The organism is Mesorhizobium tianshanense (assembly GCF_007830515.1).
Taxonomy (GTDB): domain Bacteria; phylum Pseudomonadota; class Alphaproteobacteria; order Rhizobiales; family Rhizobiaceae; genus Mesorhizobium; species Mesorhizobium tianshanense.
On record NZ_VLKT01000004.1, the window covers coordinates 1 to 15,870 of the forward strand.

The 15,870-nt window shown below is 62.8% G+C and carries 14 protein-coding genes; 12 read left to right on the forward strand and 2 right to left on the reverse strand.

All coding sequences use genetic code 11. The annotated features are described in order from the left end of the window. The 3 genes from IQ26_RS03870 to IQ26_RS03880 form a co-directional block, all read left to right on the forward strand. A partial coding sequence (locus tag IQ26_RS03870; protein ID WP_145713805.1) for an Hsp20/alpha crystallin family protein occupies positions 1-291 on the forward strand: 291 nt, incomplete at its 5' end. 202 nt (positions 292-493) lie between these two features. Then, on the forward strand, positions 494-1,234 hold the full coding sequence (locus tag IQ26_RS03875; protein WP_145713808.1) for a phosphoribosyltransferase: 741 nt from the start codon (positions 494-496) through the stop codon (positions 1,232-1,234). Positions 1,235-1,246: 12 nt separating this feature from the next. Continuing rightward, complete coding sequence (locus IQ26_RS03880) at positions 1,247-1,693, forward strand: pyridoxamine 5'-phosphate oxidase family protein (RefSeq protein ID WP_145713811.1); 447 nt, start codon at positions 1,247-1,249, stop codon at positions 1,691-1,693. 106 nt (positions 1,694-1,799) lie between these two features. On the opposite strand, the gene IQ26_RS03885 is transcribed toward IQ26_RS03880, so the two are convergent. Further along, a complete protein-coding gene (locus IQ26_RS03885; RefSeq protein ID WP_145713814.1) occupies positions 1,800-2,639 on the reverse strand; it encodes a universal stress protein in 840 nt (279 codons plus the stop codon). A gap of 174 nt (positions 2,640-2,813) precedes the next feature. Between IQ26_RS03885 and IQ26_RS03890 the strand changes: the two genes are divergently transcribed. Both IQ26_RS03890 and IQ26_RS03895 read left to right on the forward strand, forming a co-directional pair. Beyond that, positions 2,814-3,212, forward strand: coding sequence for a c-type cytochrome (locus IQ26_RS03890; protein WP_145713817.1), 399 nt, complete (start codon positions 2,814-2,816; stop codon positions 3,210-3,212). A 68-nt stretch (positions 3,213-3,280) separates the two neighbouring features. After that, positions 3,281-4,849 (forward strand): bifunctional aminoglycoside phosphotransferase/ATP-binding protein, encoded by a 1,569-nt coding sequence (locus tag IQ26_RS03895; protein WP_145713820.1) that lies wholly within the window; start codon positions 3,281-3,283, stop codon positions 4,847-4,849. Between the two features lie 82 nt (positions 4,850-4,931). Here the strand turns inward: IQ26_RS03895 and IQ26_RS03900 are convergent, their stop codons facing one another. Continuing rightward, the gene (locus tag IQ26_RS03900; RefSeq protein WP_145713823.1) at positions 4,932-7,613 is read right to left on the reverse strand and encodes a bifunctional acetate--CoA ligase family protein/GNAT family N-acetyltransferase; all 2,682 of its coding nucleotides are present in this window, start codon (positions 7,611-7,613) and stop codon (positions 4,932-4,934) included. A 172-nt stretch (positions 7,614-7,785) separates the two neighbouring features. Between IQ26_RS03900 and IQ26_RS03905 the strand changes: the two genes are divergently transcribed. From IQ26_RS03905 to argF, 7 genes are all read left to right on the forward strand, one after another. Next, positions 7,786-9,639 carry a heavy metal translocating P-type ATPase gene (locus IQ26_RS03905; RefSeq protein ID WP_145713826.1) on the forward strand — a complete coding sequence of 618 codons (1,854 nt, stop codon included), beginning with the start codon at positions 7,786-7,788 and terminating at the stop codon, positions 9,637-9,639. Positions 9,640-9,665: 26 nt separating this feature from the next. Next, on the forward strand, positions 9,666-10,115 hold the full coding sequence (gene trxC / locus IQ26_RS03910) for a thioredoxin TrxC (protein WP_208760099.1): 450 nt from the start codon (positions 9,666-9,668) through the stop codon (positions 10,113-10,115). A 13-nt stretch (positions 10,116-10,128) separates the two neighbouring features. Then, positions 10,129-11,382 (forward strand): MgtC/SapB family protein, encoded by a 1,254-nt coding sequence (locus IQ26_RS03915; protein ID WP_145713829.1) that lies wholly within the window; start codon positions 10,129-10,131, stop codon positions 11,380-11,382. A gap of 87 nt (positions 11,383-11,469) precedes the next feature. Continuing rightward, a complete protein-coding gene (locus IQ26_RS03920; RefSeq protein ID WP_145713832.1) occupies positions 11,470-11,856 on the forward strand; it encodes a hypothetical protein in 387 nt (128 codons plus the stop codon). 299 nt (positions 11,857-12,155) lie between these two features. Then, positions 12,156-13,622 (forward strand): arginine-ornithine antiporter, encoded by a 1,467-nt coding sequence (gene arcD, locus IQ26_RS03930; RefSeq protein WP_145713835.1) that lies wholly within the window; start codon positions 12,156-12,158, stop codon positions 13,620-13,622. Beyond that, positions 13,619-14,851, forward strand: a complete 1,233-nt coding sequence (locus tag IQ26_RS03935) for an arginine deiminase (RefSeq protein WP_145713838.1) — start codon at positions 13,619-13,621, stop codon at positions 14,849-14,851. Before arcD ends, IQ26_RS03935 begins: the two co-directional genes overlap by 4 nt. Positions 14,852-14,867: 16 nt before the next feature. Beyond that, on the forward strand, positions 14,868-15,869 hold the full coding sequence (gene argF, locus IQ26_RS03940; RefSeq protein WP_145713841.1) for an ornithine carbamoyltransferase: 1,002 nt from the start codon (positions 14,868-14,870) through the stop codon (positions 15,867-15,869). Position 15,870: the final 1 nt, after the last annotated feature.

Below are 15,870 nucleotides of genomic sequence, written 5' to 3' on the forward strand. Positions count from 1 at the left end.
GAGATCACGGCCGAACTGCCCGGCATCGACGAAAAGAATGTCGAGATCAAACTCGCCAACCGGACGCTGACGATCAAGGGCGAGAAGACGGAAGAGAAGGAAGAGAAGGACAAGGACTATTATCTGTCCGAACGCCGTTACGGCTCCTTCCAGCGTTCGTTCCAGCTGCCCGAAGGGGTCGACGCCGACAAGATCGACGCGAGTTTCGCCAAGGGTGTGCTGACGGTGAAACTGCCGAAGACCGCCGAAGCCCAGAAGGCCGAGAAAAAGATCACGGTCAAGGCCGCGTGAAAGCAGCTCGATCGTTGTCCTCAGCGCGCCGATTGGCGCGCTGAGGGGGCAAATTCAGGAGCAATATGGTCATGACGAAGTCGATTTCAACGCGGTGTTCAAGCGCCTCGGTCGCCATATATCTATATCACATGGCGAGATCGTGCAGGTACGAAACTCAATGAAGAAGTCGCTTCGTCAATTCTGGCCGGCGGCCTGATCGATGTTCCGAGACAGGCAGGAAGCTGGAGAGAAGCTCGGCACCGAACTGGGCAAGCTCCAACTGCGCCAGCCCGTGGTGCTGGCACTGCCGCGAGGCGGCGTTCCTGTCGCCGTGGAAGTGGCCAAAGCCCTCGGAGCGCCTCTCGACCTGCTCATCGTCCGCAAGGTCGGTGCACCGGGCAATCCGGAACTGGCTGTCGCCGCGATCGTGGACGGCGATCCACCCGACATAGTGCTCAACCGGGAGATTGTCGAGGCTTACTCGCTGGACAATGCGGATCTTGCCTTGTTGATCAATGAAGAGCGTCCAGAAGTTGAACGCAGGCGCGCGGCCTATCTGGGCAAATGCAGACGCTTGTCGGTCGCCGGGAAGACCGCGATCATCGTGGATGACGGGGCCGCGACCGGCACGACGATGAAGGTCGCGATCCGCGCGCTCAAGCGCCGGTCACCACGGGAAATCATCGTAGCGGTTCCTGTTTCGCCGCAGGATACGCTGGCCGATTTGGCTCGGGAAGCCGACCGCGTTGTTTGCCTTAGTCAGCCTGGACAGTTCCGCGCACTTGGCTACCATTATCTATGTTTCCCTCAGCTTTCCGACGACGAGGTCATCGCTGCGATGGACGAGGCGGTCCAGTCGCGAAAAGCCAGCCAGCACCGAAATCAGAAGCGCGCCTCAGGCACTGCCAGAGAAACAACGACGGCCAGAGAAACAACAAAACTGGGCAGTCGCGAAGAATAGGAGTTCGCCCCGATGCTGATCCGCACACTTTCTACCTTGGAATGTACGAAATTGCTGGCCGCCAATCGTGTCGGCCACTTGGCATGCTCGAAGGACGGGCAGCCCTACGTCGTGCCGCTGTACTACGCCCATTCAGACAATCATCTCTATGCGTTTTCCTTGCCGGGCAAGAAGATCGACTGGATGCGGGCCAATCCGCTGGTGTCGTTCCAGGTCGACGAACGCGGCCAAGGGCGCGGCTGGAGGAGCGTGGTTCTCGATGGCCGCTACGAAGAACTGCCGGATCGGATCGGGCATAAGGTTCAGCGCGATCATGCATGGTCGGTGCTGAGCAAGCACGCGGACTGGTGGGAGCCTGGCGCTCTCAAGCCGGCCACACCTCCGGTTTCAGACAGCACGCCGCACGTTTTCTACCGGATCCTCATCGAACAGGTGTCTGGCCGGGAAGCAAGCGAGTAGCTGTTTTCCGGTTCGATGCCTCGCGCGGAACAGCACGTGACGAATTCTCCAAAAGCAAGGCCGGCAGCAGATCGCTCCGGCCCAGCCGTTTTCAGTCTTTGGATAGCTACCGCGCCATAAGGATCGGCATCGACGGATCTTCAAGCATCGACTTGGTGACGCCGCCGAGGATGCGCTCGCGCAACCGGGAATGACCATAGGCGCCCATCACCACCAGGTCGGCGGCGATGTCGACGGCGTGTCGACGAAGCACGTCGGCGACTGAATGGTTCGAGCTCGGCAGCCGGTCGACAATGACTTTCACGCCATGCCGCGCGAGATAGGCAGCGGCATCGGCTCCGGGTTCCGCCCCGTGATGGTATTCGTCCTCCACCGGATCGACCATGACGAGGTGCACCTCATCGGCGCCTATCAGCATGTCGAGAGATTCGCGGACGGCACGCGATGATTCCAGACGGGTGTCCCAGGCGACCAGCACGCGTTTCGGCTTCAGCGTCGGGCGCGCGCCCTCGGGGACGAGAAGCAAGGGCTTTCCCGAAGAAAACAACGCGCCTTCGATCACTTTGCTTTTCAGCGTTTCGCCGGCAAGCAACTCCGGCCCAATCAGCGTGACGTCGGCGTAGCGGGCACGGCGGCCGATTGTTTCGTCTGCCCAGCCGGCTTCCGGATATGCGCTGGAGACATCGGCCGAAAGCGCTCTGCCGGCGAGAAAAGCTGACACAGCAGCCGTTCGCTTCTTCAACAGATTCTCGTCGGCCTGACGCTCCTCGAGCCAGGCTTGTGAAACGACCGCGGCATACTCTCCGACTGGTGGCGGCGCAGCAATGACAACGACGAGAACGGCAAGGTGGGCGCCGATTTCGTTGCACAGATCAGCGGCGAGTTTGAGATCACCGTCACCCTGGCTCGGTCCGGTAACCGCAAGTATCGTTTTCTTGAAAGCCATGGTGGCTGCTCCTGATTTTGCGTCAAATTCAAATCGTCGTTGCAACAATAGCGAGACGGCTCGACGTATTCCTTGCGCTGAGTCAAAGACCGTCGCCGCGCATCATTTGATCCGTATCAACGTGCCTATGTGCCGACGCTATAGGCTTCAGCCCATCAATCGGTGGATACACAGATGAAACTCCTGATCGCGGCAGCTCTCGCAACCATGACCTGCCAGGCGTCTACGGCGCAGGAATTGAGCTATGGCGAGGCGGAGTATCTGAACTCCTGCGCGGTCTGCCACGGTCCCGAGGGCAAAGGCGACGGCCCCTTGGGAGATGAATTGCTGAAACGTCCAGCCGACCTGACACAGATCTCCAGACAAAATGGCGGCGAATTCCCCTATTGGCGCGTTTTTGCGGTGATTGATGGCCGTTACGTCCTACCGGAGCATGGCGAGCGCGACATGCCGGTCTGGGGCCGCCAATTTCTCCCCGGGGACGCCAAGAAATATGGGCCAAACGCCGGAGAAATCGTCACCACGGAACGGATTCACGAACTGGCCGGTTATGTCCAGAGGCTGCAGCGATAGACACAGGTGGCGGAACTTCTTCTGATATCGCCCTTGGCCCGCGGCCGCACGCCAACAGGAGACAGACAATGATCGTTGACGACCAAGAGGCCACGATCGCATTTCTGCTCGATCCCGCCGTTTATGGCGAGACCGGGCCTGTCGAGACGATCGAGACCCATATTTCGCGTATCTTCCTGGTTGGCCGGCGCGCCTACAAGATCAAGCGAGCCGTCGAGCTTCCCTATGTCGACTTCTCGACCCCGGCCCTGCGGCTCGCCGCTTGCGAAAAGGAGGTGGAGCTCAACTCCAAGACCGCGCACGGCCTCTATCTGGGTGTGCGGCGCATCACGCGAGAGGCCGGCGGCAAGCTCGCCTTCGACGGAAGCGGCGAAGTGGTCGATGCGGCGATCGAAATGGTTCGTTTCGATCAGTCGAAGCTCCTCGACCGAATGGCAGCCGGCGGCGAACTGACGCCTGCGCTGATGACGGCGGTCGCGAGAATGATCGTGCGCTATCATCGCGGCGCGCCGGTGATCCACAACGGCAGCGGATCCTCGAACCTGGCAGGTGTGCTCGACATCAACGAAGCTGGCTTTGCCACCAGCCATGTTTTCGATAAGGCCGAGATCAAGGCATTCACCGGAGCCTTCCGAACCGCCCTCGCCCGTCATTCCGAACTGCTCGACCGGCGGGAGGCAGCCGGCAAGATCCGGCGATGTCACGGCGATCTGCATCTGCGCAACATCTGTCTCTTCGACGGAGAGCCCCGCCTCTTCGACTGCATCGAATTCAATGACCAGATCGCCAGCATCGACGTGCTTTACGATCTGGCCTTCCTGCTGATGGACCTTTGGCATCGCGGCTTTCCGGAACTCGCCAATCTGGTGATGAACCGCTACCTCGACGAAGCAGACGACGAGGACGGCTTCATCCTGCTGCCCCTTTTCATGGCAGTGCGGGCCGCGGTGCGCGCGCACGTCATCGCAACCCAGATCGAGGAAGGCAGTGCCGATTCCGGCGGGCTGACTGCCGAGGCCAGATCCTATTTCGAGCTCACCCGAACGCTTCTCCAGGCAAGGCTGCCCCGGCTGATCGCAATCGGAGGCCTGAGCGGCTCCGGCAAGACGAGCGTCGCCGAGGCACTCGCCGCACATGTCGGCGCGCCGCCGGGTGCGCGCATTGTCGAAAGCGACCGCATCCGCAAAGCCATGCACGGGGTGCCGGCCGAAACGAGATTGCCGGACAGGGCCTACCGACCGGAGGTGTCCGATCGCGTCTACGGCGAAATGACATGGCGCGCCGGCCTGATCCTTTCCGAGGGCGGTTCGGTGGTCGCCGACGCCGTATTCGACAGGCCGGCCGATCGCAACCGAATCGAAAAGGCGGCAAGCGATAGAGCCGTCGCTTTCGCCGGATTCTGGCTGGAGGCGGATCCGCTCGTTCTTTGGCGACGGGTCAGCGAGCGCAGCGGCGGTCCCTCCGACGCAACGGTCGACATCCTGTCGCGGCAATTGCAGCGAAACGCCGCCCCGTCCGCCTGGCGCAAGGTCGACGCCGATCGAAAGCTCGCCGACATCGCGGCAGAGTTGGCGGACTTTTCGGACGCGGCCGCTTCTGCTTCCGCACAGGGCGATCCGCTCAAGACAGCATCCTGACGGCGATAATACGTGTCGCCCCAAAGCCTGCCCTAGGGCCTGACCCCGAGGGTGCGCAACGGTTCGCTGCGCGCTTCAGGCTTCAACCGATGTCCAGCGTCGCCAGCGACAGGCCTGACTGGCTGGGATGGTGCGCAATCGAAAACCCGAATTCGCGGCACATGGCCAGCATTCTGGTGTTTTCGCTGAGCACCATGCCTTCGATCCGACCGATCCCGTCCGCCTTTGCATAGTCGACGATCTGGCTGAGCAGTTCCCAGCCCAGACCATGGCCCTGCAGGTCCGTGCGCACGAGCAGGGCGTATTCGGCGACAGTGCGGTCCGGATTGCAGGAGAGGCGGCTGACACCTGCTAGCGCGCCGCTGCTCGCTTCCAGCGCGACGAACGCCATGTCGCGGTCATAGTCGAGCTGGGTAAGCCGTTTCAGCATCTGATCCGGGAAGTGCTTGCGTGGCGACAGGAAACGCAGGCGCAGATCGTCCGGCGAAATGCTGGCGAGGAACTGCGGATAGAGCGCAATATCGGCCGGCTTGATCGGGCGGATGTGATAGTGACCACCGTCTGCCGAAAACTCCCTTTCCCAACCTGACGGGTAGGGCCTGATCGCGAGCGCGGGGTTGGGTCCCTGCTCCTCCACGCGCTCCGGCTCGATCTCGATGCGGGCATCGAGCGCGATGACGCCGTCGGCGTCGGCCAGCAATGGATTGATGTCCAACGAGACGACGCACGGAAAGTCGACGATCATCTGCGACACCCCATTGAGCGCCGTGACGATTGCCCCACGATCCGCCGGCTTGCGATCGCGGAACCCGGCAAGCAGGCGGCCGATACGCGTCTGCTCGATCAGGTCGCCCGCAAGCACATCGTCGAGCGGCGGCAACGCCATCGCCGTATCGTCCATCACCTCGACCGCGACGCCACCCGCACCGAACAGGATGGCCGGACCGAAGATCGGATCGTGACCCACGCCAAGGATGAGCTCCTGCGCCTGTTTTCGCGCGATCATGGGTTGGACGGCATAGCCTTCGATAGTGGCTTGCGGAGCTTGCTTGCGCACGCGCGCCTCGATTGATCGGGCGGCCTCGCCGACCGCGGCGGCAGTCGCCAGGTTGAGCACCACGCCGCCGATGTCGGACTTGTGCGAGATCGCCTTCGACAGCAGCTTTACGACGACCTGTTGCGCCCCCTTCAACAGCCGGCCTGCAGCCTTTTCCGCTTCGTCAGCGGTTTTGACGACAACGGTCTCGGGCACCGGAATGCCATAGGCGGAGATCACCGCCTTGGCCTCGGGCTCGGTCAGCATTCGTCGGCCCTCCGCGGCGACCTGCCTGAATATGGCAAGCACGGCTTCACGATCGCTGATCGTGTCCTCGCTGCGGCTCGACGGCGTGCGCATCAGCGACCGCTGGGCTCGTGACCAATCGCTCAGATAGGAGATCGCGGTTGACGCGTCGGCAGGCGTCTCGAAACTGGCCACGCCGGCATCCTGCAGGATCCGCCGCCCGTCGCGCGCAGTGTGCTCCCCAAGCCAGCAGGTCAGCACCGGTTTCTGGCGGATTTTGCCTTCTCTGGTGAGTTCGGCGACCGCTCTCGCCGCAGCCAGCGGTGAGCCAAGCCCGGTTGGGCAGTTCATCACGAGAACGACGTCGGTTCCCGGATCGGCCGCGACGGCTTCAACCGCGGCCTTGTAGCGCTCGGGCGGGGCATCGCCAATGATGTCGGCCGGATTGGCATGCGACCAGGTCGGCGGCAGCACGGCGTCCAGACGTGCCACGGTTCCCGGTGAAAACGCGGCCAGTTCGCCCTTGCAGTCGATGAGCTGATCGACGGCGAGCACGCCGGCACCGCCGCCGTTGGTCACAATGCCGACACGGGCTCGTTCGAGCGGAGCAAAACGGGCGGTCGTTTCAGCGGCATCGAACAACTCGGCCAGTCCCTTGACGCGCAGGATGCCGGCGCGCAGCAGTGCTGCCTCGATGACCCTGTCGGCGCCCGACAGTGCGCCTGTGTGGGTCGCCGCGGCTTTCGCCGACTGCTCGTGCCGGCCCGACTTGATCGCGATGACCGGCTTGATGCGCGCCGCCGCCCGTGCCGCCGACATGAATTTGCGTGGATTGGTTATGGTTTCGAGATACATCACGATGGCCCGCGTCCGCCCATCGCCCGCCAGCATATCGAGGCAGTCTCCCACATCGACATCGGCCATGTCGCCCAGCGAGACGATCTGGGAGAAGCCGACATTGTTGTCCGCCGCCCAATCGATCAGCGATGTGGCGATGGCGCCGGATTGCGACAGCAGCGCGATGTTGCCGGGCCTGGCTGCCATATGCGCGAATCCGGCGTTGAGCTTTACAGGCGGGATCATCAGTCCAAGCGTATTGGGACCGATGATGCGCAAAAGAGTGGGCTTGGCAGCATCGAGCATCGCCTGGCGCAATCCGTTCTCGCGTGTCAGGCCGGCGGTGATGACGACCGCCGCCCGTGTGCCCTTTTCACCGAGTTCGCGCACAATGCCGGGAACCGTCTCCGGCGGCGTCACGATGACGCCGAGGTCGGGAATGCCCGGCAGGTCGGCGGCCTTCGCATAGCAGGGCCGACCAGCCACTTGCGAATATTTCGGGTTGACCGGCCAGATCTCGCCTTCGAAGCCGCCATTCACGATGTTGTCGAAAACGACTCGGCCGACGGAACCGTCACGCACGGACGCGCCAAAGACGGCAACCGACTTCGGGCCGACCGCATATTCGAGATTTCGGATGGTCACCCTCTGGTCTCCCGTTCGTGGTAATAATCGCCAAGCGATCTTGCCCGTTCATTGCGTTGGATCAAAGCCTCTTCCGGCGATCCCGACTAGCGGTTGCGCAAGCTCGAAGCCACGTCAGCGCTCACGAAATTCGGATTTCAGGCAGGCACCGATCAGAATCGAAAGGTATCGCATGAACGAGTCGGCCCTGCGACGCGCATTGCTGGCCATCGCCGTGCTGGGTCTGGCCGTTGGAGCCGGCGTCTGGCGAACCGGCTATGACTCCATTCAGGCCGGCTCAATCTGGACGGCGGCGACCTTGCCCGTGATGGTGGCGCTCGCCATTTCCATATTGCGCGATTTCTGGATCGGCCGCTTCGGCGTCGATGCGATTGCGCTGGTATCAATGTCCGCGGCACTGTTGCTCGACCAGCCGCTGGCTGCGGTGGTGGTGGCGATCATGTATGCCGGTGGCACGGTGCTCGAGGATTTTGCCCGTGGCCGGGCGGAGCGGAATCTCAAGGCATTGACCGACCGGTCGCCGCGTGTCGCGCACCGCAAATCGACACAGGGAACAGAAACGATTTCCGTGGACCAGGTTGCCGTCGGCGACGAACTTCTGGTGCGCGCCGGCGAACTGCTGCCTGTCGATGGGATACTGCTCGATGCTTTGGCCTCTCTCGACGAGTCAGCGGTAACTGGCGAGCCGTTGACGGAACGGCGGCGCGCGGGTGATATGCTACGCAGCGGCACCCTCAATGCCGGAGAATCCTTCAGCATGCGCGCTTCGGCCTTGGCCGAACAAAGCACCTATGCTGCGATCTTGCGTATGGTCGCTGCGGCGCAGACCGCGAAAGCACCGTTCATCCGCATGGCCGACCGCTTTGCCTTGTTCCTGCTGCCAGCCACTTTGTTGGTTGCCGGCACCGCCTGGTACGCCTCCGGCGATCCGATCCGAGCGCTGGCCGTGCTGGTGGTCGCAACACCTTGCCCTCTCATCCTCGCGGCTCCCGTTGCCTTCATCGGCGGGGTGTCGCGCGCCGCGCGGGCCGGCATTCTGATGAAAGGCAGTGCGGCTCTGGAGGCCCTCGCTCAAGTTCGGACCGCGATTTTCGACAAGACGGGCACCCTGACCGTTGGCGGTGCCGAGCTTATCGAAATCGATGCTGCACCGGGCGGTGACGCCAACACCCTATTGCAGCTTTTGGCATCGCTGGAACAGGCCTCGCACCATGTGCTCGCCGACTCGATCATTCGGGCTGCCCGTGGCCGAAATCTGGTGTTGTCGCATCCATGCAATGTTCACGAATATCGCGGTGCCGGCCTGAAAGGCCGGGTCGACAAGGTATCGATCGCGGCGGGATCGCGAGCACTCGTGCTGGCCGACAAGCCGCTGCCTCGTTGGACGGAAAGCGGTGAAAAGCGATACCGCGACGAGCCAGTGCTCAGGGTTTTTGTGGCGCTCGATGGGCGACTTGCCGGTATATTCACATTCGGGGACGCTCTACGCTTGGATGCCCATGATACACTCCGCAACCTGCGCTCGGCCGGCATCACACGTATGGTCATGCTTACAGGCGACGATGGCGTGGCGGCGAAGCGTGTTTCCGCCCTGCTCGCCCTCGATACCATCGTCGCAGATGCGATGCCTGCCGAGAAAGTGGCGGCGGTCGAGGCCGAGAAAGCGTTGGCACCAACGATGATGGTCGGCGACGGCATAAACGATGCCCCCGCGCTAGCGGCCGCAACGGTCGGTGTCGCCATGGGGGCGCGCGGTGCCAGTGCATCCTCGGAGGCCGCGGACGTCATCGTACTGACCGATAGGCTGCAGCCGGTCGCCGATGCGGTTCGGATTGCGCGGCGCACCCGCATGATCGCCCTGCAAAGCATCATCGCCGGGCTGGCACTCTCAGCCGCGGCAATGGCTGCGGCGGCCATGGGGCAGATCACGCCTGTGGCGGGAGCATTGCTTCAGGAGGGCATCGACATAGCGGTTATCCTCAACGCGTTGCGCGCTCTTGGCGATGGGCGTCCCGAACGCGCATAATTGATGATACGAATGGGTGAATGGCCATGGTGCAGGAAAATCTGGTGGTTTGCGGTAAATGCGGTGGGGTCAATCGCCTGCCACCAGCACGCAATGCCGGGGACGCGAAATGCGGAAAGTGCGGCATCAAGCTGTTCTCGGGTCATCCCGAAGACGTCGACGCACAGACCTTCGATCGCCAGGTCAAGCGAAGCAGCCTCCCCGTTGTCGTCGACGTCTGGGCACCTTGGTGCGGCCCCTGCAAGATGATGGCGCCAGCATATGAGGCGGCAGCAATCGAACTGGAGCCGCATGTCCGCCTGATCAAGCTCAATTCCGACAACGAGCAAGCTATAGCATCCAGGCTCGGCATTCGCGGCATCCCGACCATGATCCTCTTCCATGGCGGACGCGAGCTTGCGCGCACATCCGGCGCAATGACGGCGGGCCAGATCGTCAGGTGGGTTCGCGACCACCTGCCGATGGCCGCAAGCTGAAAGCAGCCACACCATGGATCCGCTCATCGCTCGGCTCGGACTGGCCCTGGCAATAGGCCTCCTCGTCGGACTGGAGCGTGGCTGGCAGGAGCGGGACGCGCCCGCTCACAGCCGGACGGCCGGAATTCGAACGTTCGGCATATCCGGCCTGCTCGGCGGCATTCTCGCAGCGCTGGCCGATGTGCTCGACGCAGTTTCCGTGCTGGTCGGCGGCTTCATCGCCTTTGCGGCAATCTTCGCCTGGTACAAGGCGCGCGAGGCTGCCCATGATGAGGATTTCAGCGTTACAGCAGTGATAGCGGGCCTTGGCGTGTTCACGCTCGGTGCGCTTTCCGTCGCCGGCGATTATCGGGCCGCGGCTGCCGGAGGGGCAGCACTCGCAGCGGTCCTTGCCAGTCGAGAGGTCCTGCACGGCCTCTTGAAGCGACTGACCTGGGTCGAACTGCGTTCGGCGCTGATCCTAGCGGTGATGACCGCGATCGTTTTGCCCTTGCTGCCAAATCGGACGATGGATCCGTGGGGCGGTTTCAATCCGTGGGAGGTCTGGTTCCTCACGGTGCTGATGGCGTCGATATCGTTCGCGGGCTACGTCGCCGTTCGCGTCCTGGGAACCACGCGCGGTCTGCTCGTCAGCTCGCTTGCAGGTGCCATCGTCTCGTCCACCGCCGTGACCATGGCGCTTGCCCGCAACGCCGCATCGGCGAGCAATCCACGGCCGCTTGCGGGCGCTGCTTCGCTGGCTGCCACGGTGTCGGTGCTGCGCGTTTGCGCTGTCGTACTGATCGTCGAGCCAAGCGTGTTCGCTGCGGTCGGCATTCCAGCGATTGCCGCGTCGCTTGTCTTCGCAGCCTGCGGAGCATTCCTGTTAGCCCGTGCCGGCGGTGATGCCAAAGGTGGCGCACTGGCACGCAATCCGTTCGAATTAGGCCCGTTGCTGCTGTTTGCCCTGCTCTTTGCGGTTGTCGCCACCGCGAGCGCTGCATTGGCTGCTCAATTCGGCGGGCGCGGCTTGCTGGCAAGCTCGACGCTTGCAGGCACATTCGATGTCGACGTCTCGGTGCTCAGCGCGTTACGCTTGGTCAAGCAATCGATCCCGATCGAGACCGTGGGCCAGGCGGTGCTCGCGGCGCTGGCGGCAAACGCGGTCGGCCGCCTGTCGCTGGCGGTATTTGCCGGCCCGGTCAGGTTCTGGTTGCCGCTGGCCGGCGCAACCCTGATCGCCGCAGGCGCCGGCTATATCGCGATGTTGCTGCCGCTGAACTTCTGACAGCGCCGAGACATCCCAACCCCTTTGATGCGGATCAAGGCCAAGTATGGTCGCCGCGCTATGAAACTCCGTCAAAAGGAGTTCGCCATGACCAATCTGAATGATCTTACCCCTAAATTCCGGCATGTCCGGCTGTTGCTTGCCCGCGAGAAGGACCGCCCGGGCGGGGATCGCGAGGAGGGCTACGACGTGCTCGCTCCGTTGACGAGCGATGGCCGGATCGATGCGGACGAGTGGAAATCGCACAGGGCTTCCTGCCGCGTTCGTCGGTTTCGCACCGGGGAAGAAGACCTGATCGGCCGGCTGAGGCGCAAGCCCGGCGGACAGTGGTATTTCGACTATGCAGAAGGCGACCGCGACGACGAGATCGGTTTCCATCTCGGCGACGAACGCTTCGTGACCGGTGAATACGTGTCGATCGAACGCAACGGCGCCATGCACACCTATCAGGTGGCACGGGTCGAACGGCCTTAGTACTCGAGACAAGACGCCTCGGAGCAGCTTCGCGACGCATCCTGGTTGTGGTCGGGTATCACGACCCTTCTCCGGACCGGCTCTGCCGCGGCCTTGCGAAGGCCTGTGCCGAGGGCGCGGAACAGGCGGGGCATGCCGCTCTCCGGTTCACGATTCAGGTCGGGCTGCGAAGTCTCTTTGTGCTGCTCATAAAGCACAATCGCTACGCAACAAAATCGGTTTGACCCGCATCAAAGTTGCCCGCCGCTTTTTCCTGTTCATTGCCTTCCATCGAGATCTTCAAACTCAGGAGAGCATCCATGACGACGGCCGGAATAAATGTCCCTATCGGGAAAGTAACGGCCGCAGCAGCGACGAAGCTTCGAGTAGGTTCCCTCACCGCATTGGTGATCGGCTCGATGGTCGGCTCCGGCGTGTTCAGCCTGCCGCAGAATATGGCGGCCGGTGCCGGTCCTCTTGCCATCCTGATTGGCTGGGCCATCACTGCCGTTGGCATGCTGGCGCTCGTCTTCGTCTACCAATCGCTTGCAACCCGCAAGCCGGCACTCGACGCGGGTCCCTACGCCTACGCCAAGGCCGGGTTCGGTCCCTTCATCGGCTTCAACAGCGCCTGGGGCTACTGGATCAGCGCATGGGTCGGCAACGTCTCCTACGCGGTGATCGTGTTCAGCGCCCTGTCCTATTTCTTTCCGGCCTTCGGCGACGGAAACACCTGGCAGGCCGTGCTCGGCGCATCGATCCTGCTGTGGCTGGTCCACGCCCTGGTCCTCGCAGGCATCCGGCAGGCAGCAATCGTCAACGTCATTGTCACGGTGGCCAAGATCGCTCCGATCGTCCTGTTCGTCGGGGTCGTCGCAGTCGCCTTCAAGCTGGATGTCTGGTCTCTCGACTTCAGCGGGCTTGGCAACGCCGACCTTGGCTCGATTACCGCACAGGTGAAGAGCACGATGATGGTGACGTTGTGGGTGTTCATCGGCATCGAGAGCGCCAGCGTATTCTCCGGCCGTGCCGAGCACCGCAAGGACATCGCCATGGCAACGGTACTTGGCTTCTTCACCTGCCTCGCGCTCTACGGGCTGGTCTCGCTGCTGTCGCTCGGCATCCTGAGCCAGCCTGAGCTCGCCGCGCTGAAGAACCCCTCCATGGCCGGTGTCCTGGAGGCGGTTGTCGGGCCCTGGGGCGCCATCCTCATCAATATCGCGCTTGTCGTGTCGGTGGTCGGCGCCTTTCTGAGCTGGACGCTGCTTGCCGCCGAAATTCCGCATGTCGCCGCCAAGGACGGGACGATGCCGAAATTCTTCGGCCAGGAGAGCGAACGCGGCGTGCCGTCGACCTCGCTCCTGATCACCAACCTGCTCGTCCAGGCATTCCTGGTGATCACGCTCTTCGCGCAAAGCACCTACCAGGCGTTGTTCTACATCGCATCGGCGGCGATCCTGGTGCCCTACATCTTTTCCGGAGCCTATGCGGCCAAGCTCGCGCTGACTGGAGAGAGTTATAAGGGCGGCGAGCAGCGCGGCGGCCCTCTTTTCGCCGGGCTGCTGGCGACGGTCTACGGGCTGTGGCTCGTCTATGCGGCGGGACCCGCCTACCTGTTCATGTGCGCGATCCTGTATGCGCCGGGCATCGTCTTCTACGTCTGGGCACGTCGCGAAACCAACCAGCGCGTGTTCCACCCCGCAGAAGCGGCGGTCGCCGCAGCACTTGTCGCCGCCGGTGTCGCCGCCGCCTATCTCATCTGGAACGGGAGCATCAGCCCGCTATGAACGCCCCTATCACCACGACCCGGCTCGGCACCTTTTCTGAAGTCGGACGACTCCGCGAGGTGCTGGTGCACCGACCCGATCTCAGCCTGCAAAGGCTGACACCGGACAATTGCAAGGCGTTGCTGTTCGATGACGTGCTCTGGGTGAAGAAGGCACGTCAAGAGCATGATGTCTTCGTCGACGCGCTGCGCGAACGCGGGGTGCTGGTACATTCGTTCGGGGAACTGCTGGCCGAGACCATGGGCCTCATCAAGGCCCGCGACTGGCTTCTCGACCGCAGAATTCATTCCGGCGTCGTCGGGCTCGACATGGTCGACGAGATGCGGGGATGGCTCGACGAGATGTCTTCGCAGCAGCTGGCCGCCTATCTTATCGGCGGCATTGCCCGCGCGGAGCTGCCTTTCGAACCTCGGGGACTCACCGGAAGGACGCGTGCGCCCCAGGATTTCGTGCTTCCGCCGCTGCCGAACCAGCTTTTCACCCGCGACAGTTCCTGCTGGATCTACGGCTCGGTCTCGGTCAACGCCATGTACTGGCCCGCCAGGCGCCCGGAAGCCGCCAATGTCGAAGCCGTGTACCGCTTCCATCCCCGCTTTCGCGACAGCGGCACCCCCTTCGTTTCGCCGGATCCGGGAACGGGCATCAGCCTGGAAGGCGGAGACGTCATGCCGATCGGCGGCGGGACGGTTCTTGTCGGCATGGGAGAACGCACCACGCCGCAAGCCGTGGGCGGCCTAGCCCGCAGCCTGTTCGCGGCCGGTGAGGCGACCCGCGTGATCGCGGCGCTTATGCCTAGAGACCGCAGTTTCATGCATCTCGACACCGTCTTCACCTTCTGCGACCGCGACCTGGTCACCCTGTACCCGCCGGTGGTCGACCGGCTGCGCAGCTTCTCACTGCGACCGGGTGATGGAGCGGCATCCGTCGAGATCACGGAAGAAACCCAGCCGTTCACGGCAGTGGTTGCCGAAGCGCTCGGGTTGAAATCGCTGCGGATCATCGCCACTGGCGGCGACCGTTACGAGGCGGAGCGCGAGCAATGGGATGACGGCAACAACGTCGTTGCGGTCGAGCCCGGCGTGGTCATCGGCTACGACCGCAATGTCTACACCAATACGCTTCTACGCCGTGCCGGTGTTGAAGTGATCACGGTCGAGGGCGCCGAACTCAGCCGCGGCCGCGGCGGCGGGCACTGCATGACCTGCCCGATTGTCCGTGACCCGATTTGACCTGAAAGGAAATCCCATGTCGATCAATCTTCACGGTCGCTCCGTCCTCACCCTGGACGATCTCACGGCCAACGAAATCCGATTTCTTCTGAAGCTGGCCGCCGACCTCAAGGCCGCCAAGCTCGCCGGGCACGAGATACCGCGTCTTGCCCGGAAAAATATCGCGCTGATCTTCGAGAAGGATTCGACACGCACAAGGACAGGGTTCGAGGTAGCAGCCTATGACCAAGGCGCCCATGTCACCTATTTCGGCCCCAGCGGCAGCCATATCGGCCACAAGGAATCCATGAAGGACACCGCCCGCGTGCTCGGCCGGATGTACGACGCGATCGAGTATCGCGGCTTTGCCCAGCATCAGGCCGAACTGCTTGCCGCGCATGCCGGCGTGCCTGTTTACAACGGCCTCACCGACGAGGCGCATCCGACGCAGATCCTCGCCGATTTCATGACCATGCGCGAGTATACGCACAAGCATCTTTCGGACATGACCGTCACCTTCGTCGGCGAGGGGCGCGACAATGTCGCGCTGTCGCTGGCGCTCGGGGCGGCCAAGGTCGGCATCGACATGCGCATCGCCTCACCCAAGGAACTTTGGCCGGATGAGGAATTTTGCGCCCATATCAGGGAACTGGCGCAACATAGCGGCGGCCGCTTCAGGCTGGACGAAGATTTGAAGGGCTGCGTCCAAGACGCCGACTTCGTCTACACCGACGTCTGGATGTCGATGGGCGAGGACAAGTCCGGCTGGGCCGAGCGCATTCGCCTGTTGACGCCCTACCGGGTCACCAGCGAAGTGATGGCTGCCGCCGGCAACCCTCACGTCAAATTCATGCATTGCCTGCCGGCGTTCCACGACACCGATACAGAGATCGGTGCCTTCATCGCCCGGGAATACGGCATCGACTGCATGGAGGTTACCGACGAGGTATTCGAATCGGATGCCTCGATCGTCTTCGACCAGGCCGAAAACCGCATGCATACGATCAAGGCCCTGCTCGTCGCCACGATCGGCAATTGAG